Consider the following 22,198-nt stretch of genomic DNA (forward strand, 5'->3'; position numbering starts at 1 on the left):
AGCGGACCATGCATATCGGCATCATCGGTGCGGGGGTGGTGGGCGTGACGACCGCCCATGCGCTGGCTAGCCGTGGCCATCGGGTCACCGTGATCGAACGGCTCGACGCCGCCGGACTCGAAACCAGTCGGGGCAACGCCGGGCAACGCTCCTACGGTTACGTCTATCCTTGGGCCTCGCCGGCGATGATCAAGAAGGCATTGCCCTGGCTGATCAAGCCCCGCGGCCCGCTCAAGATGCGAATACCGCCGACGCCCTGGACCCTGCGTTTCCTGGCGGCGACCTGGCGCTTCGCCAATGCGCCGGGCGTCTTCGAGGCCAACAAGCGCGCGATGCTGCGCCTGGGGGCTTACAGCCGGCAATGTTTTCTCGAACTCGAGGAACACCGGGGGCTGGCTTTCGACGGCTCGCACGGTGGACTGATCGATCTGGCCAGCGACCCAGCCACCGCCGAGAGTCTCAAGGCCACCATGGGCCTGCTCGAGGAGATGGCGATCGATCATCAGTGGCTGACCCCCGAGGCACTGGCCGAGGTCGAGCCGGGGATGGGCGGCGATGCTCCGCTGGTCGGGGCGTTACGGCTGCCCGGTGACGGCACCGGGGACTGCCAGCGTTTCACCCAAGCGCTGGCCGACGAGTGCCGGCGGCTCGACGTGACCTTCCGCTATGCCACCGAGGTCGGAGAGATCGTCCGCGCGCGTGGCGTGGTTCAGGCATTGCGACTCGCTCCCACCGGCGTGGACGCGGCGGACGGCGGCGAAGACCTCTCGGTGGACGCCCTGGTGATCGCCGCCGGTTGCGCCTCCCCGGGGCTCGCCGAGGCGGTCGGCGTCAGGTTGCCGATCTATCCGGTCAAGGGCTATTCGCTGACGGCGCCGCTCCTGGACCCCGCCCGGGCGCCGCGCTCGACGGTGATCGACGATCGCTACAAGGTCGTGGCGACCCGCCTGGGGAACCGCCTGCGTGCCACCGGCTTCGTCGAGCTGGCCGAGTTCGACCGGTGGATTCCCGAGTCGCGCCTGGCGACCATCCGGGAGGCGGTGTCCTCGCGCTTTCCCGGCGCCGCCGATCTCGAGCGGGCCGAATCCTGGACCGGCTTTCGGCCGATGACCCCCGACGGCCCGCCGATCATCGGCCGGGCGCGGCTCGACAACCTGTATTTCAACACCGGCCACGGCACCTTCGGCTGGACGCTCTCGGCCGGTAGCGCGCAATTGATCGCGCAACTGGTCGATGATGACTCCCTGGCGCTGGATGTCGCGGCGTTCCATCCACGACGGTTCGGCCAATAAGCGTTCCTTCAACCGATCGCTGATCGCGATGTCGCCGGTGGCGGGCGTCAGCGCCCCAGGGCGTCCCGGGTGGCGCGCCAGGAGGTTTTCTCGCGCTCGGCATACAGCGCCAGCTCGTCGGTGACCGGGGCACCCAGTGCCGCCTCGAAGGCCTCGCGATTGGCGTTGCCGGTATAGCCCTCGTGCGTGCCATCGCCGAGGTTGGAGCGGAAGATGCCCGCCGCGCTCACCGGCAGGAAGTCCTCGTAGGTGATCGGCCGCGCGGTGATCAGGCCGCGCTCGAGCAGGGCCTCGCGGTCGTCGGTATCCACCGGCGCGGCGTCCCGGCCGGCCTGAGTGGGGCGGTACTCGAAGAACGCCAGCTCCCGGCGGCGCAGTTCTGCCTCGTCATCCGGGAAGGCGGCGAAGACCTCGGCCAGCTCGCGCTGGTGCGCCGCGTTGTCGTCGAGCCCTGCCGTGCGCTGGCGCGACTCGCCGAGCAGCCGGTCATAGAGGGCGCGGCCCTCGGCGGTCAAGGCCATGCCGCGCTGTTCGATCTCGCCGAAGCGGGCGGTATGCGAGCCCTGGCGCTCGCCGGCGAAGCGGATCGTTTCCTCCAGCGCCTTGAAACTGGTCTGGCGCAACAGGATCGGGCAAGTGCGGCGGGGCGGCCCCTCGATCACCGCCTTGGGGTTCATGCCCGCCTGGGGCATGCGCCGCTGGACCTCGTCGATGTCGAGGGTGCGTGGGGTCAGGTGGTTGATGTGCGGACCGCGAAAGCACACCACGTCGGCGATCAGGCGATGCTCCTCGTGCAGCGCCTGATAGGTGTCGAGATCGACGGTGGCGTCCTTGTGCCAGCGGAACGTCTCCAGCGCCTCGGCGACGAAACGCTCCGCCTGCGCCTCATCCAGGCCGCCCTGCTGCTCGTGACGCGCGATCAGTTCGCGCACGCCCGGGGTGAAGATGTCGCGCTCTTCGAGGATCGCCGCGGCGCGCTCGCGCAGCGCCGGGTCGTCGATCAGTTCCAGGCGCAGCAGCGAGGTGAACAGGCGGAAGGGGTTACGGGCCAGGGCGGCGTCGTCCACCGGGCGGAAGGCCGTGGCGTGGACCGGCACACCGGCCTCGGAGAGATCGTAATAGCCCACCGGATACATGCCCATCACCGCGAACAGGCGGCGCAGCATGGCGAGTTCGTCGGCGCTGCCGACGCGAATGGCGCCGTGGCGCTCGACACCCAGCCGGTGGAGCTCGTCGTGGGCCGCCAGACGCTCGGCGAGGGCGCTATCCCGCTCGAGCGTCTCGCGGTTTACCTGTTCGACCAGCTCGAGCAGCGTCGCGTACTGGGGCACTTCGCTCTGGTACATGGCCGACATGGCTTTCGAGAAGCGGTCGCGAATCTCGTCGCTGGGTAGGTGGGGCTGAGTCATGATCGGGCTCTCTCCGTGATGGTTGGTGTTGTACGAAAGCTGCCGTGAGACGCGAGGTCGACGCCGGAACGATCACGGCTGCAGCGTCTGCATTGCCCGCTCCAGGCGCGTCAGTCCGTCATCGAGCCGCTCGGGCTCGATGGTCAGCGGGGGCAGAAGGCGCAGGACGTTGCGCTTGCGCCCGCAGGGCATCAGCAGCACGCCGTGCTCGCGACCGGCGGCCAGCAACGCCGTGAGATGCTCGCCGCCGGTGGCGTTGGCGGTGTCCTCGAAGACGATGCCACGCATGCAGCCGATGCCGGTCAGCCGGCCGAGCATGGGAAAGCGCCCGGCGGTCTGCCAGTCGTGATAGGCCGCGACGATCGCCCGCTCCTGATGTTCGCCCCAGCGGGCGAGGTTCGCCTCGCTCATCAGCGTCATCACCGCCTGCGCCGCGGCGCAGGCCACCGGGTTGCCGGAATAGGTGCCGCCCAGCCCGCCCTTGGGCAGGGCGTTCATGATCTCGGCCTTGCCGGCGACCGCAGCCAGCGGCAGGCCGGCGGCCATGCTCTTGCCCATCAGCAGCAGGTCGGGCTCGATCGCCAGGTGCGAGAAGGCGAAACGCCGCCCGGTGCGGCCGAATCCGGACTGGATCTCGTCGACGATCAGCACGATGCCATGAGTATCGCACAGTGTGCGCAGGCGGGCGGCGAAGTCGCCATCGAGTAGCCGGAAGCCGCCTTCGCCCTGGACCGGCTCGACGATGATCGCGGCGACCTCGTCGGCCGGCAACTCGACCTCGAAGAGTCGTTCGAGAGCGGCCAGGGCGGTGTCAGCGTCGACGCCGCCGTCGCGGCTCGGGAACGGCAGGTGGTGTACCGGGCCCGGCAGCGCGCCGAGCCGGTTCTTGTAGGGCTTGACCTTGCCGTTGAGGTTGAGCGCGGCCAGGGTGCGCCCGTGGAAGCCGTCGTCGAAGGCGATCACCGCCTGGCGCCCGGTCCGGGCGCGGGCCACCTTGAGGGCGTTCTCGGTGGCCTCGGCGCCGCTGTTGGTGAGCATGCAGGTCAGCGGATAGGACACCGGCACGAAGGCAGCGAGTGCCTCGGCGACCGCCAGGTAACCGCGGTGAGGCACGGCATTGAAGGCGCTGTGCATCAGGGTATCGACCTGCGCCTTGACGGCCTCGACCACGGCCGGATGACCGTGTCCCAGGTTGAGCACGCCGATACCGCCGACGAAGTCGATGTAACGATGGCCGTCCTCGTCCCAGACCTCGGCATTGCGGCCGCGTTCGAGGCACAGAGGATGAACGATACCGAGCGAGTCACTGACGTAAGGGAAGGTCATGCCGGAGTCCTGTCGATTCAGCGGAGGGCGAGGGGTGCATCGATCAAAGCAGACGCCGGCGTCGCGCTTCAAACGAAAAAAACTGGCCAGTGCATTCCAAAAAAGACTGAATCTCGCGGTGTGGGACCCCGGGCCGGCACATCAGCATGAAGGGCGCCTTCAGAGCTCATTCGCCGATGGAATGGCAGGACGGGGTGGGCGTGCCGAGAGTTCCGGGCCGTCGACGTGTTCGAGTATCCAGTCGATGAAGCCCCTGACCTTGCCGACGTCACCCTTGTGCTCGGGATAGGCGAGGTAATAGGCGCTGCGGCTGAGCATCGAGAATGACCAGGGGACCACCAGCTGGCCGGCGCGTAGCTCCTCCTCGGCCAGAAAGCGCGGGACCAGCGCGACGCCGCAGCCGGCGCGGGCCGCCTGCATGGCCATGTAGAAGGTATCGAAGCGCGGACCGTGATAGCTGTGCGTGGTGTAGCAGCCCTGGGCCTCGAACCAGTCGTGCCAGGCCTCGGGGCGTGTCGCGCTCTGCAGCAGGACCAGCCGGGTCAGGTCGAGCGGATCGTCGAGCCCTTCGGCGGGCACCAAGGCGGGCGCGCAGACGGCGACCACCCGTTCGTCGAGCAGCTTGATGCACTCGGCTCGGGGCCAGGCGCCATGACCGAAGAAGAAGGCCACGTCGACGCGCTCGGCTTCGAGGTCGAAGGGCTCCACCCGGTTACTGATATCGAGATAGACGTTGGGGTGGCGGAAGCGGAAGCCGTTGAGGCGCGGGATCAGCCAGCGCGCGCCGAAGGTGGGCAGGGTGGTGACGTGGAGGACTTCGCTCTGGCCGCCGTAGGACTGCATGTAGCGGGTCGACATCTCGACCTGGGCGAGAATCTTGCGGACCTCGGTGAGGTAGAGCGAGCCCTCCGGGGTGACCTGAAGGCGCTTGCGCACACGCCGGAACAGCGGGTGCTCGAGAATCGACTCGAGTTGGGCGACCTGCTTGCTCACTGCGCTCTGGGTCAGGCTCAGTTCGTCGGCGGCGCGGGTGAAGCTCAGATGGCGGGCCGCGGCCTCGAAGCACTGCATGGCGGTGAGAGTCGGCAGGTGACGACGGCCCATGCGGCCCTCCTGACAAGAAAAAAAGGAATGATGTCGGTATAAAACGTCGTTTGAGGCAGGTCAAGTGGCGTGACGATACTGCTGGTGATTTCCCTCACCCCCGTTCAGCAGTAGGAGGAAGAATGATCGACACCATCATGCAGCGCCTCGGCGTGGCCGAGTCCCTGTACCGCGGCGGCGATTACGGCGTGTACTCGCCCACCGATGGCGCCGAGATCGGTCGGGTTCACCGGGAGAGCGGCGAGCAGGTCCAGCAGCGCATCGATCGCGCCCAGACGGCCTTCGAGGCCTGGCGGCGGGTGCCCGCGCCGCGCCGTGGCGAACTGGTGCGGCTGTTCGGTGAGCAACTGCGTCGCCACAAGGAAGACCTCGGCACCCTGGTGACCCTGGAGTGCGGCAAGATTTACCAGGAAGGCCTCGGCGAAGTGCAGGAGATGATCGATATCTGCGATCTCGCCGTCGGCCAGTCCCGCCAGCTCTACGGCCTGACCATCGCCTCCGAGCGCCCCGGCCACCACATGCGCGAGAGCTGGCATCCGCTGGGGCCGATCGGCCTGATCACCGCCTTCAACTTCCCGGTCGCGCCCTGGGCCTGGAACGCCGCGTTGGCGCTGGTGTGCGGCAACAGCCTGTTGTGGAAGCCCTCCGAAAAGACCCCGCTGTGTGCACTGGCCTGTCAGGCACTGCTCGAGCGGGCGATGAGCGAATTCGGCGACGAGGCGCCGGCGGATCTCAGTCAGGTGGTCATCGGCGAACGCGAGGCCGGCGAAGTCCTCACCGACGACCCGCGGGTACCGCTGATCAGCGCCACCGGCAGCACCCGCATGGGCCGCGAGGTCGCGCCGCGGGTCGCCGCGCGCTTCGGCCGCAGCATTCTCGAACTGGGTGGCAACAACGCCATGATCCTGGCGCCCAGCGCCGACCTGGACATGGCCGTGCGCGCCATTCTGTTCTCGGCGGTGGGCACCGCCGGCCAGCGCTGCACCACCCTGCGCCGCCTGATCGTTCACGAATCGGTGCGCGACGAGGTGGTCGAGCGGGTCAAGAAGGCCTATGCCAACGTCAGCATCGGCGATCCGATGAAGGGCAATCTGGTGGGGCCGCTGATCGACGCCCAGGCCTTCGATCAGATGCAGTCAGTGCTCGGCAAGGCCCGCGAGCAGGGCGCCCGGGTGTTCGGCGGCGAACGCCAGCTGGCCGATACCCATCCCGACGCCTATTACGTCTCCCCGGCCATCGTCGAGGTCGACGCCCAGGACGAACTGGTCAAGAACGAGACCTTCGCCCCGATCCTCTACGTGATTGGCTATCACGACTTCGACGAGGCACTGGCGCTGCAGAACGACGTGCCCCAGGGGCTCTCTTCGTGCGTGTTCACCACCGACGTGCGCGAGGCGGAAACCTTCGTCTCCGACATCGGCAGCGACTGCGGCATCGCCAACGTCAACATCGGGCCGAGCGGCGCCGAGATCGGCGGCGCCTTCGGTGGCGAGAAGGAGACTGGCGGCGGCCGAGAGTCCGGCTCCGACGTCTGGAAGAGCTACATGCGCCGCCAGACCAACACCGTCAACTACTCCCGCGAACTGCCGCTGGCCCAGGGCATCAAGTTCGACTGATGACACGCCGGAGCGCGTCGCGCTCCGGCGTTCCTTCCAGTACGTCTAAAACGCGATCCCCGATCCGCGCGCCAATAACAACTCCGGGAGAAGGTCGATGAGTGACAACGTTCGTGTGGGCGCCATTCCCAGCCTGCCCATGGCCCTGGCACCGCTACTGCTCACCGTGGCGCTGCTGATGACGCAGTTCTTCGTTTTCGGCGATTTCACGCCGCATATTCCGCTCGCCTTTGGCATCCTGATCTGCGCCTTCTTCGCGCGCCTGCGCGGTATCGCGTGGACGCGCATGGAGGCGTCGATGCTCAAGGTGATCAAGCTCGGCCTGCCGGCGATCCTGATCCTGCTCGCGGTGGGCATGCTGATCGGTACCTGGATTCTCTCGGGGACGGTGCCGACGCTGATCTACTACGGCATCAACCTGGTCTCGCCGGGCTGGTTCCTGGTCGCCACCTGTCTGATCAGCTCGCTGATCTCGCTCGCCGTGGGGACTTCCTGGGGCACGGTGGGCACCGTCGGCCTGGCGCTGATGGGCATCGGCCAGGGACTGGGGATCCCGGTCTATCTGACCGCGGGGGCGCTGGTCTCGGGGGCTTTCTTCGGCGACAAGATGTCACCGCTCTCCGATACCACCAATCTCACCCCGGCGGTCTGCGAGACCGACCTGTGGACCCATATCAAGAGCATGATGGCGACCACGGTGCCGGCGATGACGCTGGCGCTGCTGGCCTATGCCTGGCTGGGTGCCGGCTACGCCGATCAACTGGTCGAAGCCGGCAGTATCGACACGCTGCGTCGGACGCTGGCCGAGCATTTCACCCTGAGCTGGGTCACGCTGATTCCGCCGGTGGTGGTGATCTCGCTGTCGATGGCCAGACTGCCGCCGTTCCCCACCATCTTCGGCGGTGCCGCGCTCGGCGGTGTGGCCGCGATCCTGCTGCAGGGTAGCGACGTGCAGGCGGTGTTCGACGTGATGCAGAACGGTTATGTCGCGGAAACCGGCAACGAGGCGATGGATACGCTGCTCTCCAAGGGCGGGGCGATGTCGATGACCTGGGTGGTGACGCTGACGCTGTTCGCACTCGGTTTCACCGGGATGCTCGAGGCCTACGGCACCATCGACGCGATCATGATGCACCTGGCCAAACTGATGCGCGGACGCTTCAGCATGGTGCTGACCAGTTCGGTCACCACCGCGTCGGTGGGAACCGTGGTCGGCGACGTCTATACCACCCTGGTGCTGCCGGGGCGGCTGCTGCACGGGCAGTACCAGCAGATGGGCTACCGCACCTCGGTGCTGTCGCGCACCATCGAAGACAACGGCACGCTGCTGTCGCCGCTGATCCCCTGGAACATGGGCGGGAGTTTCGTCGCCGCCACCACCGGCGTGCCCACGCTGCTCTATGCGCCGTTCGCCTTTGCCTGCTGGCTGTCGCCGCTGTTCGGCCTGCTGTGGGCGCTGCTCGGTCGCTTCGTTCCGCGTGAATCGGCGCCGGCACACGCGGCGACTGAGGCTGGCTGGACCGGCGCCGTGCCCGGGGGCGCGACGCGGGCAGGTGGCGCCTGAGCGCGCGGCGTGATCGAGACGCCATCCCACGCGATGTGATCGGCGTGACAGTGGCCGGCCGGTAGTACCCGGCATTCCTGAACCGGGCTGACGCCCTGACCGAGAGGCCCGTCCGGCACCTTGCCGGGCGGTGCCGCGAGAGGAGGTAGCATGCAAGAGCAATGCCTGTGGCACACGACGTCCCCCGAAGCGGCGCCGGCATTGCCGACGCTAGAGGACGACCATCATGCCGATGTGGTGGTGGTCGGTGGGGGCATCACCGGTCTCAGTACGGCGTTGCACCTCGCCGAGGCGGGCGTCGATGTCGCCCTGCTGGAAGCGGGCGAGATCCCCAGCGGCGGCTCGGGACGCAATGTCGGCCTGGTCAACGCCGGGCTGTGGATTCCGCCGGACGATATTCGCGAGGCGCTCGGGGAGGCCGACGGCGAGCGCGCCAACACCATCCTGGGCGGCGCGCCGGGCGAGGTTTTCGCGCTGATCGAGCGTCACGGTATCGACTGTCACGCGACGCGCACCGGGACCCTGCACCTGGCCCACAATGCCAAGGGCGAACAGGAACTGGCGCGGCGCGCCGAACAGTTCCAGCGTCGCGGTTCTCCCGTCGAGCTGCTCGAGGACGATGCTTGCCAGCAGCGTATCGGTACGCCGCGCATCCGTCGCGCGCTGCTCGATCGGCGTGCCGGCACCATCAACCCGGCGGCCTACACCCGCGGACTGGCGAGAGCCGCCGCATCGGCCGGCGCGCGGCTGTACACGCAGAGCCCGGTGACCGGGGTGACCCGTGAAGGCGACCGATGGCGGGCGACCAGCGAGCGCGGCAGCGTGCTCGCCTCGCGGCTGGTGTTCGCCACCAACGCCTATACCGAAGCGGACTGGAATCGGGTTCGCGAGCACTTCTTCCCCGGGCATTTCTTCCAGGTCGCCTCGCACCCGCTACCGGACGAACTCGCCAGCGAGATCCTGCCGGAGCGGCAGGGCGCCTGGGATACGCGCATGGTCCTGAGCAGCATGCGCCTCGATGCCGAGGGACGGTTGATCCTGGGCAGCCTGGGGCGCGGCGAGGGCCGCCCGCTGTCCTACATCCGCTGCTGGGCGGACCGTATCCAGCGCCATTACTTTCCGCAACTCGGCCGGGTCGACTGGCAGTGCACCTGGTCGGGGCGGATCGCCTTCACCCCCGACCACACCCTGCGGCTGTTCGAGCCGGCGCCGGGCATCCTGGGCGTCACCGGCTACAACGGCCGCGGTATTACCACCGGCACGGTGGTCGGCAAGGGCTTCGCACACTATCTGACCCAAGGTGACGACAGCCTGTTGCCGCTGCCCATCCGCGCCCACCGGCCGATCCCGGCCCGGCCGCTGTGGAGCACCGGCTACGAGAGCGGCTTCACCCTCTACCATGCCGGGCAGTGCCTGCGCGTGCTGATCTGACGCTTGGCGATGTCTCAGGCGTGGGCCAGCGTCTCGTCGAGCCGGCCGATCTCGTAGAGGTCGTGCAGGTACTTGTCGAGCTTGGCCAGCAGGTGGGTGACCAGGATCAGGCCATAGGTCACGCCCATCAGCACCCAGGGTTCGTTGACCCAGGCGAGCCCGGGGCTTGTGACCTCGTAGGCGATGGTATAGACGCTCAGTCCGCCGACGAACAGCACCGCCAGACAGCAGGCGAGGATCAGCATCAGCAAGGGGGTGCGGCAATCCCGGCGCGGCGGGCGGGTGTGCCAGAACGCCAGATGGCGGATCCGCAGCCCGTTGGCGGCGACGAGCCGCTGCTGACGGCGGCGCAGCGACTCCGTGGACAGCCGCTGCGATTCGTCGGCCAGCACCCGGCGCACCCGGGTCTCGTCGCTGCCGGTGGTCGCCGCCAGCAGCCGGGACAGGGCGTCCACGTTGGGCACGTCGCCGTTGGCGTGGCGCTCGTCGTCGCCGAAGTTCTGGTCATAGTAGATGTCGTAGAGCTGATAGATCGAGAACGCGACCCCGGCGAAGATCATCAGCAGGGCGAAGGCGTCGAGCATGGCGCAGGTCTCCATTGCCGTTTCGGCCTAGGGTAAGTCAGCGGGCGGGTCTGTAACAGAATCAGCTGCGTCCGAAAAAACCGGATCAGTTGATATCGGTCAGGGTTTGCGGGGCGTCTCGCCAGAGTGCGGATTCCCGGTTCGGCGAGTCGGCGGCGTGGCCATTGTTGACGTATGCTGAGCGGTCGATATGCCACGACCCGGGTTCCATGAAACGTTACGAGCAGTTCGCCGAGGAGATTGCCGCCCTGATCCGCAGCGGTGTGCTGGCGCCGGGCGAGCGCATCCCCTCGATCAGACAGGCCAGTCGCCGTTATGGCATCAGTCCGTCGACGGTCTTCCAGGCCTACTACCGGCTCGAGCACCGGGGGTTGATCGTCGCCCGGGCGCGCTCGGGCTATTTCGTGCGCGAACAGGCCCGGCGGCTGTTCGCCGAGCCGGGCGTCGCCGCCCAGCGTGCCGATCCCGCCGAGGTGGCGGTCAGCGAGCTGGCCTTCTCGGTGCTCGATTCCCTGCGCGATAGCGACACGGTGCCCTTCGGTTCGGCGTTTCCCGCCCCCGAGCTGTTCCCCCTGGCGCACCTGGCCGGCAGCATGACGCGCGGCCTGCGCGGGCTGTCGGCCGAGGCGATCACCACCGCCATGACCGATGGCCACGTCGACCTGCGCCGCCAGATCCTGCTGCGCTACGCCTTGAACGGTCTGTCGCCGGCGCCCGAGGAACTCGTCGTCACCAACGGCGCCATGGAAGCGCTGAACCTGGGGCTGCAGTGCGTCACCCGACCGGGGGATCTGGTAGCCGTCGAGGCGCCGGCCTTCTATGCCTGCCTGCAGGTGCTGGAGCGCCTCGGCCTGCGGGCGGTCGAGATTCCCGTTCACCCCCGCCACGGCATCGATCTCGAGGTGCTGGCCGAGCGTCTGGCGACGCTACCCGTGCGGGCCTGCTGGCTGATGAGCCACCTGCAGAATCCGTTGGGCGCAAGCCTTGATGACTCGGCGAAGCGGGATCTCTACGCGCTCCTGAAGCGGTATCAGGTTCCTTTGCTCGAGGACGATGCCTATGCCGAGCTGCATTTCGGCGCCCGCCCACCCAGGCCGGTGAAGGCGTTCGATGACGAGGGGCTGATCATGCACTGCGGCTCGTTCTCGAAGTGCCTGGCGCCGGGGTATCGCATCGGCTGGATGGCGGCGGGGCGCTTTGCTGGCGCGGTCTCGCGGCTCAGGCTGATGACGACCATTTCCCCCTCGGTGCCGGCGCAGGCGGCCATCGCCGACTACCTGCAACGTGGTGGTTACGACCGCCATCTACGTCGCTTGCGACTCGCCCTGGAGTCGCAGCAGCAGGCCATGCTGGCGGCGGCCGACCGCCACTTCCCGGCCGATACCCGCATCACCCGGCCGGAGGGCGGGTATTTCCTGTGGTGCGAGTTCCCCGAACGGGTCGACTCCCTGGCGCTTTTTCGGCGGGCGCTGAAGGCGGGTGTCAGCCTGGCGCCGGGGCCGATCTTCTCCGCTACCCAAGGGTTCGGCCACTGCATTCGGCTGAGCTACGGCCACCCCTGGACGGCGCGCAGTGAGCGGGCCATGGCGACCCTGGGCCGGCTGCTCGCGGATTTCTGAAGGCGCTACTGACGCGCAGGCCTTGCCACGCTGCTACTTCGGCGGTTCGACGTGGCCACCGAAGCCGAAGCGCATGGCCGAGAGCAGACGATTGGCGTAGGTGTTCTCCTGGCGCGAGGCGAAACGCGCGAACAGCGCATTGGCCAGCACCGGGGCGGAAACGCCCTGCTCGACGGCGGCGTCGACGGTCCAGCGCCCCTCGCCGCTGTCGGCGACGGCGCCGGTGTAGTGATCGAGGCGCGGATCGCCGGCCAGCGCCTGGGCGGTGAGGTCGAGCAGCCACGACGAGACCACGCTGCCTCGCCGCCACACCTCGGCGACGTCGGCCAGGTTCAGATCGAAGCGCTCGCCTTCCGGCAGGTCCGGCGAGGCCTTGCTCTGCATCAGTTCGAAGCCCTCGGCGTAGGCCTGCATCAAACCGTATTCGATGCCGTTGTGGACCATCTTGACGTAGTGGCCGGCGCCCACCGGGCCGGCATGGATGTAGCCGCGCTCGGCGCGGTCGTCCGGGGCGTTGCGGCCGCGGGTGCGCTCCAGGTCGCCATAACCGGGTGCCAGGGTGTCGAACAGCGCATCGAGGTGCTCGAAGACCTCGCGCTCGGCACCGACCATCATGCAGTAGCCGCGCTCCAGCCCCCAGACGCCGCCGGAGGTGCCCACATCGACGTAGTGGATGCCCTTGGGCGCGAGCGCCCGGGCGCGGCGGATGTCGTCCTTGTAGAAGGTATTGCCGCCGTCGATGATGATGTCGCCCGCCGTCATCAGCTCGGCCAGGGCATTGATGGTGGTCTCGGTGGGCTCGCCGGCGGGCAGCATCACCCACACGGCGCGCGGCGCCTCCAGGCCGGCGACCAGTGCGGCCAGGCTCTCGGCGTGGCCGATGCCGTCGTCGTGCAGCGCCGCCACGGTGGCCGGGTTCTGGTCGTGGGCGATGACCGTATGGCCGCCGCGAGTCAGCCGGCGGGCGATGTTGCCGCCCATGCGGCCGAGACCGATGATACCGAGTTGCATGCGGATTCCTCGATGATACGGAATGGGGAGTCGGGACGGCGGCAAGCCTACCGTCAGCCGGGGCGGGACGCAAAGCACGACCGTCCCACGCGATTCACGCTGTCCACTCGGGATACGCCAGCGGCAGGACGTGTTCCCGGGTCAGGGCCGCCAGGGCGAGTGTCCCGGCCTGGTGCCGCGTGACCCAGCGCACTTCCTCGATCTCCGCGGCCGCCACGGGTGGGGTGTCGATCGTCACCCGGAACAGCTCGGCGTGCACCGTGACACCGGGTTCGTTGGCCGCCGGGGCTCGGTAGGCGCCCAGGTGGCGGCACGCGGTGACCGCCGATCCCAGTTCTTCGCGAAGCTCTCGATGCAGGGCCTGCTCGGGCGTTTCGCCCTCATCGATCTTGCCCCCCGGTTGCATGAACCACGGACTGCCGCGCTTGCGCACCAGCAGCAGGCGCTGGCGGTCGTCGACGATCACGGCGGCGGCGATGGGCAGAACGGTGGGGGCAGGCATGGGGGCTCCAGGGGGATGACACGAAGAAGCCCCGCCGTGGCGGGGCTCGTGGTCGCTTGCGTCGGGGCTCAATCCCAGCTCAGCGCGCCGCCGACCTGATACTCGGTGACACGCGTCTCGAAGAAGTTCTTCTCCTTGCGCAGGTCGATGATCTCGCTCATCCACGGGAAGGGGTTCTGTGCACCGGGGAACTGCTCCTTGAGGCCGATCTGGGCGAGGCGGCGGTTGCAGATGAAGTGCAGGTACTCCTCCATGATCGCCGCGTTCATGCCCAGCACGCCGCGGGGCATGGTGTCGCGGGCGTAGGCGACCTCCAGCTCGGTGCCCTCGAGGATCATCTGGGTGACCTCGTCCTGGAACTCGGCGGTCCACAGGTGCGGGTTCTCGATCTTGATCTGGTTGATCATGTCGACGCCGAAGTTCAGGTGCATCGACTCGTCGCGCAGGATGTACTGGAACTGCTCGGCGACGCCGGTCATCTTGTTGCGCCGACCCATGGAGAGGATCTGGCTGAAGCCGCAGTAGAAGAAGATGCCTTCGGTGACGCAGTAGAAGGCGATCAGGTTGCGCAGCAGCTCCTGGTCGGTCTCCGGGGTGCCGGTATGGAAGTCCGGGCGCGCCAGCGACTGGGTGTGCTTGAGGCTCCAGGCCGACTTGGCGGAGACCGACGGCACTTCGCGGTACATGTTGAAGACTTCGCCTTCGTCCATGCCCAGCGATTCCACGCAGTATTGATAGGCGTGAGTGTGGATCGCTTCCTCGAAGGACTGGCGCAGCAGGTACTGGCGGCACTCGGGATTGGTGATCAGCCGGTAGACGGCGAGCACCAGGTTGTTGGCGACCAGCGAGTCGGCGGTGGAGAAGTAGCCCAGGCTGCGCTCGACGATGCGCCGCTCGTCGGCGGTCAGGCCGTCGCTGCTCTTCCACAGCGCGATGTCGGCGTTCATGTTGATTTCCTGGGGCATCCAGTGGTTGGCGCTGCCATCCAGGTACTTCTGCCAGGCCCACTCGTACTTGAAGGGCACCAGCTGGTTGAGGTCGGCGCGGGCGTTGATCATGCGCTTGTCATCGACATCGATGCGCGCGGCACCCATCTCGAGCTCTTCCAGGCCGGCGGCGACGTCGAGCTCCTCGAGCGAGGCGCGGGCACGCGCCAGGCGGTCGCTGTCGGCGGCCTGGTAACGGCCGGCCGCTTCCTTCACCGCCGTGGCGTCGGGTTCCGCGGCCGGTGCGGCTGGCGCCGGCTCGGGAGCCTTCGACTGGCTAGGCTGTTCGGCGGTGGGGGCGTCGTCTTCGTGGAAATCGTCCCAGTTCAGCATGATCGTCCTCGTTCCTCGGAGGTGGAAGAGACAAGAGGGAAGCGCCCTTCGGGCGGAAGAGCAGGCGGCCATGAGCCTTCCTGCTGCGTCGGCGCGAAGCGCCGCCTTCCCTCTTCCTTCTTGGTCGTTACTGGCAGGCCTCGCAGCCCAGTTCGTCGATCTCGCCGGCCGACGGCGCGCGCGACCCGCTGCCGCCCTTACCGGTCAGGAAGTCGTCGATGCCGCGCGGCTCGGGTTTCGGCGCCTCGGTGGCCGGGGCGGGCGCCGGTTCGCCAGTGCTGCCGCCGGCGTTGCCCACGGCGTTGAGCTTGCCGCGGTCGACGGTCGATTTCTCCACCGAGGTGGCGCTCAGGGCGCGCAGGTAGTAGGTGGTCTTGAGACCGCGGAACCAGGCCATGCGGTAGGTGACGTCGAGCTTCTTGCCCGAGACCCCGGCGATGTAGAGGTTCAGCGACTGCGCCTGGTCGATCCACTTCTGGCGGCGCGCGGCGGCCTCGACCAGCCACTTGGGCTCGACCTCGAAGGCGCTGGCGTAGCGCGCCTTGATGTCGTCCGGCACGCGGTCGATGGGCTGGACGCTGCCGTCGTAGTACTTGAGGTCGTTGATCATCACCTCGTCCCACAGGCCGCGTTCCTTGAGATCGCGGACCATGTAGGCGTTGACCACGGTGAACTCGCCGGACAGGTTCGACTTGACGAACAGGTTCTGGTACGTCGGCTCGATCGACTGCGAGACGCCGCAGATGTTGGAGATCGTCGCGGTGGGGGCGATCGCCATGACGTTGGAGTTGCGCATGCCCTGGCTGGCGATCTTGTCGCGGATGCGCTGCCAGTCCTGGGTCGTGGAGGTGTCGACCTCGATGTAGTCGGCGCCGCGCTCGGCCTTGAGCTTCTCGATGGAGTCGATCGGCAGGATGCCCTGGCTCCACAGCGAGCCGTCGAAGCTCTGGTAGGTGCCGCGCTCGGCGGCGAGATCCGAGGAGGCTTCGATGGCGTGATAGCTGACCAGCTCCATGGAGGTGTCGGCGAAGCTCACCGCGTCGTCCGAGGCGTAGGCAATGCCCTGCTTGTACAGCGCGTCCTGGAAGCCCATGATGCCGAGCCCCACCGGACGGTGCTTGAAGTTCGAGTTCTTCGCCTGCGGCACCGCGTAGTAGTTGATGTCGATGACGTTATCGAGCATCCGCACCGCGGTCCTGACGGTCTTGCCGAGCTTGTCGCCGTCGAGCTTGCCGTCGACGATGTGCTGCGCCAGGTTGACCGAGCCCAGGTTGCACACCGCGATCTCGTCGGCGCTGGTGTTCAGGGTGATCTCGGTGCACAGGTTGGAGGAGTGAACCACCCCAGCGTGCTGCTGCGGGCTGCGCAGGTTGCACGGGTCCTTGAAGGTGATCCACGGGTGGCCGGTCTCGAACAGCATCGACAGCATCTTGCGCCACAGGTCCTTGGCCTTGACGCGCTTGAAGAGCCTGAGCTGACCGGTGTAGGTCATCGCCTCGTACTCCTCGTAGCGCTTCTCGAAGGCGGCGCCGTACAGATCGTGCAGGTCCGGGCAGGTGGACGGCGAGAACAGCGTCCAGTCCTTGTCGTCGAACACGCGCTTCATGAACAGGTCCGGCACCCAGTTGGCGGTGTTCATGTCGTGGGTGCGGCGGCGGTCGTCGCCGGTGTTCTTGCGCAGCTCGATGAACTCCTCGACGTCGAGGTGCCAGGTCTCGAGGTAGGCGCATACCGCGCCCTTGCGCTTGCCGCCCTGGTTGACGGCCACCGCGGTGTCGTTGACCACCTTGAGGAACGGCACCACGCCCTGGCTCTTGCCGTTGGTGCCCTTGATGTAGGAACCCAGTGCGCGTACCGGGGTCCAGTCGTTGCCCAGGCCGCCGGCCCACTTGGAGAGCAGGGCGTTGTCGCGGATCGCGCTGTAGATGCCGTCGAGCTCGTCGGGCACGGTGGTGAGGTAGCAGCTGGAGAGCTGGCTGCGCACGGTGCCGGCGTTGAACAGGGTCGGCGTGGAGGCCATGTAGTCGAAGCTGGAGAGCAGCTCGTAGAACTCGATGGCGCGCGCCTCGCGATCGTCCTCGTTGAGCGCCAGGCCCATGGCGACGCGCATGAACATCACCTGCGGCAGCTCGTAGCGGACGTCGTCGCGGTGGATGAAGTAGCGGTCGTAGAGGGTCTGCAGGCCCAGATAGGTGAACTGGTTGTCGCGGGTGTGATCGAGCGCATCGCCCAGGCGCTCGAGGTCGAACTCGGCGAGTGCCGGGTCGAGCTGCTCGAATTCGATGCCCTTGGCGATGTAAGCCTGGAAGGCCGGCTTGTAGAGCTCGGCCATCTCCTGATAGGTGGCTTCCTCGGCGATGCCCAGGAAGGCCAGCGCCTCGCGACGCAGGTTGTCCTGCAGCAGTCGCGCGGTGACGTAGGTGTAGTTGGGTTCCTTCTCGACCAGCGTGCGCGCGGTCATCATCAGCGCCTGCGACACGCCGTCGACGCTGACACCGTCGTAGAGGTTCTTCAGCGAGTCGTCGACGATCTTCTTGGCGTTGACGTTCTCGAGCTCGGCGCAGGCGTCATGCACCAGCGTCTCGACGCGGCCCAGGTCGAGCGGACGCACGGTGCCGTCGGCGAGGGTGACGTTGAGCGTGGGGTGCGGCTTGGCGATGTCGCCGCCGGCGGCCTGGCGGGCGCGGGCGTGCTCCTCGCGGTAGAGCACGTAGGCGCGGGCGACCTTCTGCTCGCCGGCACGCATCAGCGCCAGTTCGACCTGGTCCTGGATGTCCTCGATGTGCAGGGTGCCGTTGTCCGGCGTGCGCCGCTCGAAGGCCTCGACGATCTGCGCGGCGGCCTCGGCGACGAAGTCGCGGATGCGCGACGAGGTGCCGGCGTTGTCGCCCTCGACGGCGATGAAGGCCTTGGTCATGGCCACCGATATCTTGCTGGCGTCGAAGGCAACGACGTCACCGTTGCGCTTGATGACTCGCAGTTGCTTGGGGGCGGTCACGTTCATGCCCGTCGGATCGGGAGCGAGAGTGGTTTCCATGGCGCCGGTCATCCGTAGTGAGGAAGCTGTAGGAAAGACGTACGCCCCGGCTCGCGGGGCGTGAAAACGCGGCCAGGAGCGTCGTCGGGACGCTCATTGACAGCGTTTCGCTAAATTGTTAGTCGCCACATCATCTTGTGGCCGTGCTAGGTGGGGACACAAGATAATGTGCTTTTGAGTGCCCAGCAAGCGGATAACTTGTGGATAAGTTGTGCCTCGTCTGGGGGCATTTCTGGCGTCCGGCGCGGGGCGGCATGGTTGCGCCTTTCGTGGCGGAAGACGAATTTTTCGAAGGGCCAAAGAGCGTTTGTCGGGAAATTTATCGGCATTAAAATGTCGATAAAGGGTGTCACTCGGCGTGGCCGCCCGCCACGCCATGGCCCATACTCGTGACGACAGGGAAAAGTCATAACGGATCAGGGGGTTGCGCGACCGGCGCCACGAACAAGAATGATTTCAGGTATCATCCTCGGCCATTCGCTAAGGTTGAGGGTGACCATCTCGTAACGCCCTGTTGCTCGGTGTAGCATTGGCAGGAGTTGCGGGGGGTCGACAAGACCTGATCGTCAGCGGCGGCGCGCCGCCCCAGTCAACAGGATGGATGACAGCTTGGACAGCAAACACAAGGACCACGTACTGATCATCGAGGACGATGAGCGCCTGGCGAATCTGACTCGCGAATACCTCGAGGCCAACGGCTTCCAGGTCACGCTGGAGGCGGAAGGCACGCATGCCGTCGAGCGTATCGTCGAGCTGGAGCCGGACATCGTGATCCTCGACCTGATGCTTCCCGGCGAGGACGGGTTGTCGATCTGCCGGCGGGTACGCCCGCAGTATGCCGGTCCGATCCTGATGCTGACCGCGCGGACCGACGACATGGACCAGGTGCTGGGCCTGGAGATGGGCGCCGACGACTACGTGCCCAAGCCGGTTCAGCCCCGCGTGCTGCTGGCGCGCATGCGGGCCCTGATGCGTCGCAGCGATCCTGCCGAGAGCGGCAGTGGCGCGGTTCGCCTGACCTTCGGCAACCTCACCATCGACAGTGCCACGCGCGAAGCCTGGCTGGAAGGCGAGCGGGTCGACCTGACCAGCGCCGAGTTCGATCTGCTGTGGCTGCTCGCCGACAATGCCGGTCGGGTGCTGACCCGCGAGGAGATCTTCTCGTCGCTGCGCGGCATCAAGTACGACGGCCAGGACCGCTCGATCGACGTGCGCGTGTCGCGCATCCGGCCCAAGATCGGCGACGATCCCAACCAGCCGCACCGCATCAAGACGGTTCGCAGCAAGGGTTATCTATTCGTCAAGGACGCCTGAGTCCGATGCGCCGCACCCTGCGTGACAGCACGTTCCTGCGCGTCTATGCGTCGCTGCTGCTGGCCCTGATCCTGACCTTCAGCCTGGCGATGCTGGGATACCTGGTGGTCGATCAGGTGCGCCGCGAGCATTATCGGGAACGGCTGGCCAGCGCGCCCATGGCGCTGCTCACCACGCTGATCGGCGAGGTCCCCGAGAGCGAGCGGCCGGCCTGGCTGGCCCGCCAGAGCGCGCGTCTCAACATCGCCCTGATTCTGCATCCCGCCGAGCGCGTCGACTTCAATTACTTCCAGCGGGCCCGGCTCGACGAGGGACGTCCGCTGGTCAGGCAGGATGGCCTGGGCACCTGGCACCTGTGGCGGCGACTGCCCAAGGAGCCGCTGGTTCTCGAGGCCATGTTCTCGGAGCTCACCGAGCAGCAGATGCGCGGTCTGGTCGACAGCCTGCGCGGCTGGCTCGAGTCGATGCCGGCCCCCGAGGTGCCGCTCAAGACCCTGGCCGACAAGCAGGCCCTGCCGATCACCCTGACCGACCAGCCGCCCGACGGGCTCGACGAGCGCCAGCGCGAGCGTCTGCGCGGTGGCGAGGTGGTGCTGCGTCTCGAGCCCGTCGAGCGCAGCCTGTCGGCCCACGCCCGGGTCCTGCTGCTGGGCGACTCGGAGGAGAGCGGCAAACGCTGGCTGCAGGTGGGCCCGGTGCACGCCTTCGACACCATGCCGCTGACGCTGACCCTGGGGCTGGTGCTGGCGTCGCTGATGCTGCTGGCGGGGGCGATCTACCTGATCGTGCGTGGCGTCGAGGCGCGCATGGCGCGACTCGAGAAGGCAGCGACACGCATCGCCGGCGGTTATCTCGACACCCGCGTCAAGGTCGACAGCAGCGACTTCATGGGCCGGCTGGGGATGGCCTTCAACGGCATGGCCGCCCAGGTGCAGTCGTTGATCCGCGCCCAGCAGGAGATGATCCGTGCCGTCTCCCATGAGCTGCGCACGCCGGTGGCGCGTATCCGCTTCGCCGTGCAGATGGTCGACGACATGACCGACGATGACGCGGTGCGCCGCCAGCTCAAGGGCATCGACAGTGACATCGAGGAGCTCGATCAACTGGTCGACGAGATTCTCACCTACGCCAAGCTGGGCAGCGACAACGCCAGCGGCGTGCGCCTGGAGACCGAGAGCATCGATTGCCGGGCGATGGCCGAGCGGGTCGTCGAGGCGCTCGATTCGCTGCACCCGCACATCGCGCTGTCGATCGCCCCGGGCGACGAGATCGAGGTGGTCGCCGAGCCGCGCTATCTGCAGCGTGCCCTGCAGAATCTGGTCGCCAATGCCTGCCGACACGCCGAGTTGCGGGTGATGATCGTGATCTCGCGGGATACCCGGGCGGTACGCCTGGATGTCGAGGACGACGGCCCCGGCGTGCCCGAGAACGAGCGCATGGAGGTCTTCAAGCCCTTCGCGCGGCTCGACGACAGCCGCACGCGACGTTCCGGCGGCTATGGGCTGGGGCTGTCGATCGTCCAGAAGATCATGCTCTGGCACGGCGGCAGCGTGGTGGTCGAGGAGAGCCACACGCTGGGCGGGGCCCGCTTCAGCCTGCTGCTGCCGGCGACCACCCAGCCCACGCTCGGCGGCCCCGTCTGACGTTCCGAGAATGGAGATTCGCCATGCCCGACCCCGTACTTCCCACCCCCGAGGCGCTGGCCGGCGCCTGGCGATTGCAGCGTTTCATCTACCGCTGGCCCGACGGACGCGAGCGGGCGCCCCTCGGCGAGGCCGTCGGCCAGCTCCTCTATCTGCTCGATGAGGGCGGCCGGCCGGCGCGCATGGCGGTCCAGGTAGCCGCCCGCCAGCGGCCGCCGCTCGATCTCGGCAGCGACGCCAGCCTGGCCGCCCACTTCCAGAGCGGCTTCGCCTATGGCGGCGACTGGTCGCTGTCCGGCCGCGCGGTGCATCACGACGTCGACATAGCCAGCCTGCCCTTCTGGGAGGGCGCCCGCCTGACGCGCGAGGTGACGCTCGAGGCGAATCGCCTGGTGCTGGCCACCGACGCGCCCAGCCCGCAGCTCCCGGAGGGCGGTTACACGACGATCCTCGAGTGGACCCGCGACGCGCTCTGACTGAACGACACGCCTAGGCCGGCTTGATCCCCGACAGCACCGCGAACGAGGTCTCGCGGGCGGTGCGCAGGAAATCCTCCATCCACGGCAGTTCGCGGCTGTCCTCGCGGATTGCCGCGAACAGCGTGCTCCACACGCCCTGCTCGCCCAGCGGCAGGGCGCGCACGTAGTCGCGCTCCAGGTATTCGGTCAACGCCCAGTTGGGCAGCGCGCAGACACCGCGGCCGCTGGCCACCAGCTGCATCATCATGATCGTCAGCTCGGCGGTACGCACCTCGCGCGGTACCAGGCCGGCCGGGTCGAGAAACTGGGTGAAGACATCGAGCCGGGCGTGCTCCACCGGGTAGGTGATCAGCGTTTCGCCGGCGAGTTCCTCCGGCGTCACGTAGGGGCGGTCGACCAGCCGGTGCTGCTTGGCCACCGCCAGCAGCCCCTCGTAGCGGAACAGCGGCTCGTAGTGGACGCCGGCCAGCGGCTGCGGGTCGGCGGTGATCACCAGGTCGAGATGCTCGCGGGCCAGCGCCGGCAGCGGGTCGAAGTTGTGGCCGCTGGGGATGTCGACCTCGACCTCCTGCCAGTGATCGCGAAAGCGATCGATGGTCGGCATCAGCCACTGAAAGCAGCTGTGACATTCGATGGCCATGTGCAGCCGGCCCTGTTCGTCGCCGGCCAGGCGCGCCAGGTCGCGTTCGGCCATGCGCACCTGGGGAAGGACCTGGTCGGCCAGGGCGAGCAGCCGTTCGCCGCTGCGGGTGAAGGTCACCGGACGGGTCTTGCGCAGGAACAGCGGATTGCCCAGGCGCTCCTCGAGATCCTTGATCTGGTGCGACAGGGCGGACTGGGTGAGATGGACCCGTTCGGCGGCTTCCACCAGCGAGCCGGCATCACGCAGGGCGATCAGAGTGCGAAGATGGCGAAGCTCGAGCATATCGTGAAAGCCATTCAAGTTGA

General features: G+C 67.5%; 17 protein-coding genes. 8 read left to right on the forward strand and 9 right to left on the reverse strand.

Annotated features, from left to right (window positions below; genetic code table 11):
- Positions 1 to 8 precede the first annotated feature (8 nt).
- Positions 9 to 1,292 (forward strand): D-amino acid dehydrogenase, encoded by a 1,284-nt coding sequence (locus tag KGR00_RS01595; protein WP_224417937.1) that lies wholly within the window; start codon positions 9 to 11, stop codon positions 1,290 to 1,292.
- A gap of 47 nt (positions 1,293 to 1,339) precedes the next feature.
- On the opposite strand, the gene KGR00_RS01600 is transcribed toward KGR00_RS01595, so the two are convergent.
- The 3 genes from KGR00_RS01600 to KGR00_RS01610 form a co-directional block, all read right to left on the reverse strand.
- Positions 1,340 to 2,701, reverse strand: a complete 1,362-nt coding sequence (locus KGR00_RS01600) for a VOC family protein (protein WP_224417936.1) — start codon at positions 2,699 to 2,701, stop codon at positions 1,340 to 1,342.
- Between the two features lie 72 nt (positions 2,702 to 2,773).
- Positions 2,774 to 4,027, reverse strand: coding sequence for an aspartate aminotransferase family protein (locus KGR00_RS01605; RefSeq protein WP_224417935.1), 1,254 nt, complete (start codon positions 4,025 to 4,027; stop codon positions 2,774 to 2,776).
- A gap of 159 nt (positions 4,028 to 4,186) precedes the next feature.
- Positions 4,187 to 5,131, reverse strand: a complete 945-nt coding sequence (locus tag KGR00_RS01610) for a LysR family transcriptional regulator (RefSeq protein WP_224417934.1) — start codon at positions 5,129 to 5,131, stop codon at positions 4,187 to 4,189.
- A 122-nt stretch (positions 5,132 to 5,253) separates the two neighbouring features.
- On the opposite strand from KGR00_RS01610, the gene KGR00_RS01615 reads away from it, so the two are divergent.
- From KGR00_RS01615 to KGR00_RS01625, 3 genes are all read left to right on the forward strand, one after another.
- Positions 5,254 to 6,747, forward strand: a complete 1,494-nt coding sequence (locus KGR00_RS01615; protein WP_224417933.1) for an aldehyde dehydrogenase family protein — start codon at positions 5,254 to 5,256, stop codon at positions 6,745 to 6,747.
- Positions 6,748 to 6,844: 97 nt separating this feature from the next.
- Entirely contained in the window at positions 6,845 to 8,311 is a 1,467-nt protein-coding gene (gene nhaC, locus KGR00_RS01620; RefSeq protein ID WP_224417932.1) for a Na+/H+ antiporter NhaC, read from the forward strand.
- 150 nt (positions 8,312 to 8,461) lie between these two features.
- A complete protein-coding gene (locus tag KGR00_RS01625; RefSeq protein WP_224417931.1) occupies positions 8,462 to 9,742 on the forward strand; it encodes an FAD-binding oxidoreductase in 1,281 nt (426 codons plus the stop codon).
- A gap of 14 nt (positions 9,743 to 9,756) precedes the next feature.
- Here KGR00_RS01625 and KGR00_RS01630 read toward each other — a convergent pair whose 3' ends face one another.
- Complete coding sequence (locus tag KGR00_RS01630) at positions 9,757 to 10,326, reverse strand: hypothetical protein (protein WP_129139466.1); 570 nt, start codon at positions 10,324 to 10,326, stop codon at positions 9,757 to 9,759.
- Between the two features lie 209 nt (positions 10,327 to 10,535).
- Between KGR00_RS01630 and KGR00_RS01635 the strand changes: the two genes are divergently transcribed.
- Positions 10,536 to 11,945 carry a PLP-dependent aminotransferase family protein gene (locus KGR00_RS01635; RefSeq protein WP_224417930.1) on the forward strand — a complete coding sequence of 470 codons (1,410 nt, stop codon included), beginning with the start codon at positions 10,536 to 10,538 and terminating at the stop codon, positions 11,943 to 11,945.
- Positions 11,946 to 11,978: 33 nt separating this feature from the next.
- On the opposite strand, the gene gnd is transcribed toward KGR00_RS01635, so the two are convergent.
- The 4 genes from gnd to KGR00_RS01655 all read right to left on the reverse strand — a co-directional run bounded on the left by gnd (position 11,979) and on the right by KGR00_RS01655 (position 17,814).
- A complete protein-coding gene (gene gnd / locus KGR00_RS01640) occupies positions 11,979 to 12,956 on the reverse strand; it encodes a phosphogluconate dehydrogenase (NAD(+)-dependent, decarboxylating) (RefSeq protein ID WP_224417929.1) in 978 nt (325 codons plus the stop codon).
- Between the two features lie 94 nt (positions 12,957 to 13,050).
- A complete protein-coding gene (locus KGR00_RS01645; protein ID WP_224417928.1) occupies positions 13,051 to 13,458 on the reverse strand; it encodes an NUDIX domain-containing protein in 408 nt (135 codons plus the stop codon).
- 68 nt (positions 13,459 to 13,526) lie between these two features.
- Positions 13,527 to 14,777: a ribonucleotide-diphosphate reductase subunit beta gene (locus KGR00_RS01650; protein WP_224417927.1), complete on the reverse strand. Its 1,251-nt coding sequence runs from the start codon at positions 14,775 to 14,777 to the stop codon at positions 13,527 to 13,529.
- 127 nt (positions 14,778 to 14,904) lie between these two features.
- On the reverse strand, positions 14,905 to 17,814 hold the full coding sequence (locus tag KGR00_RS01655) for a ribonucleoside-diphosphate reductase subunit alpha (RefSeq protein WP_224417926.1): 2,910 nt from the start codon (positions 17,812 to 17,814) through the stop codon (positions 14,905 to 14,907).
- Between the two features lie 597 nt (positions 17,815 to 18,411).
- On the opposite strand from KGR00_RS01655, the gene KGR00_RS01660 reads away from it, so the two are divergent.
- From KGR00_RS01660 to KGR00_RS01670, 3 genes are read left to right on the forward strand one after another with little or no spacing between them, the layout of a single operon-like run.
- Entirely contained in the window at positions 18,412 to 19,128 is a 717-nt protein-coding gene (locus tag KGR00_RS01660; protein WP_224417925.1) for a response regulator, read from the forward strand.
- A gap of 5 nt (positions 19,129 to 19,133) precedes the next feature.
- Positions 19,134 to 20,771 carry an ATP-binding protein gene (locus tag KGR00_RS01665; protein WP_224417924.1) on the forward strand — a complete coding sequence of 546 codons (1,638 nt, stop codon included), beginning with the start codon at positions 19,134 to 19,136 and terminating at the stop codon, positions 20,769 to 20,771.
- A 23-nt stretch (positions 20,772 to 20,794) separates the two neighbouring features.
- A complete protein-coding gene (locus KGR00_RS01670) occupies positions 20,795 to 21,247 on the forward strand; it encodes a lipocalin-like domain-containing protein (RefSeq protein ID WP_224417923.1) in 453 nt (150 codons plus the stop codon).
- A gap of 13 nt (positions 21,248 to 21,260) precedes the next feature.
- Here the strand turns inward: KGR00_RS01670 and KGR00_RS01675 are convergent, their stop codons facing one another.
- The gene (locus tag KGR00_RS01675; RefSeq protein ID WP_224417922.1) at positions 21,261 to 22,175 is read right to left on the reverse strand and encodes a LysR family transcriptional regulator; all 915 of its coding nucleotides are present in this window, start codon (positions 22,173 to 22,175) and stop codon (positions 21,261 to 21,263) included.
- Positions 22,176 to 22,198 lie beyond the last annotated feature (23 nt).

This window comes from Modicisalibacter sp. MOD 31.J, from assembly GCF_020147985.1.
Classification (GTDB): domain Bacteria; phylum Pseudomonadota; class Gammaproteobacteria; order Pseudomonadales; family Halomonadaceae; genus Modicisalibacter; species Modicisalibacter coralii.

Bases quoted from the DNA above. Each gene is read 5' to 3' on its own strand.
- gnd (WP_224417929.1), bottom strand. From the start codon at position 12,956: ATGCAACTCGGTATCATCGGTCTCGGCCGCATGGGCGGCAACATCGCC.
- KGR00_RS01635 (WP_224417930.1), top strand. From the start codon at position 10,536: ATGAAACGTTACGAGCAGTTCGCCGAGGAGATTGCCGCCCTGATCCGC.
- KGR00_RS01595 (WP_224417937.1), top strand. From the start codon at position 9: ATGCATATCGGCATCATCGGTGCGGGGGTGGTGGGCGTGACGACCGCC.
- KGR00_RS01605 (WP_224417935.1), bottom strand. From the start codon at position 4,027: ATGACCTTCCCTTACGTCAGTGACTCGCTCGGTATCGTTCATCCTCTG.
- KGR00_RS01645 (WP_224417928.1), bottom strand. From the start codon at position 13,458: ATGCCTGCCCCCACCGTTCTGCCCATCGCCGCCGCCGTGATCGTCGAC.
- KGR00_RS01630 (WP_129139466.1), bottom strand. From the start codon at position 10,326: ATGCTCGACGCCTTCGCCCTGCTGATGATCTTCGCCGGGGTCGCGTTC.
- KGR00_RS01660 (WP_224417925.1), top strand. From the start codon at position 18,412: ATGGATGACAGCTTGGACAGCAAACACAAGGACCACGTACTGATCATC.
- KGR00_RS01650 (WP_224417927.1), bottom strand. From the start codon at position 14,777: ATGCTGAACTGGGACGATTTCCACGAAGACGACGCCCCCACCGCCGAA.
- KGR00_RS01670 (WP_224417923.1), top strand. From the start codon at position 20,795: ATGCCCGACCCCGTACTTCCCACCCCCGAGGCGCTGGCCGGCGCCTGG.
- KGR00_RS01655 (WP_224417926.1), bottom strand. From the start codon at position 17,814: ATGGAAACCACTCTCGCTCCCGATCCGACGGGCATGAACGTGACCGCC.
- KGR00_RS01675 (WP_224417922.1), bottom strand. From the start codon at position 22,175: ATGCTCGAGCTTCGCCATCTTCGCACTCTGATCGCCCTGCGTGATGCC.
- KGR00_RS01615 (WP_224417933.1), top strand. From the start codon at position 5,254: ATGATCGACACCATCATGCAGCGCCTCGGCGTGGCCGAGTCCCTGTAC.
- KGR00_RS01610 (WP_224417934.1), bottom strand. From the start codon at position 5,131: ATGGGCCGTCGTCACCTGCCGACTCTCACCGCCATGCAGTGCTTCGAG.
- nhaC (WP_224417932.1), top strand. From the start codon at position 6,845: ATGAGTGACAACGTTCGTGTGGGCGCCATTCCCAGCCTGCCCATGGCC.
- KGR00_RS01625 (WP_224417931.1), top strand. From the start codon at position 8,462: ATGCAAGAGCAATGCCTGTGGCACACGACGTCCCCCGAAGCGGCGCCG.
- KGR00_RS01665 (WP_224417924.1), top strand. From the start codon at position 19,134: ATGCGCCGCACCCTGCGTGACAGCACGTTCCTGCGCGTCTATGCGTCG.
- KGR00_RS01600 (WP_224417936.1), bottom strand. From the start codon at position 2,701: ATGACTCAGCCCCACCTACCCAGCGACGAGATTCGCGACCGCTTCTCG.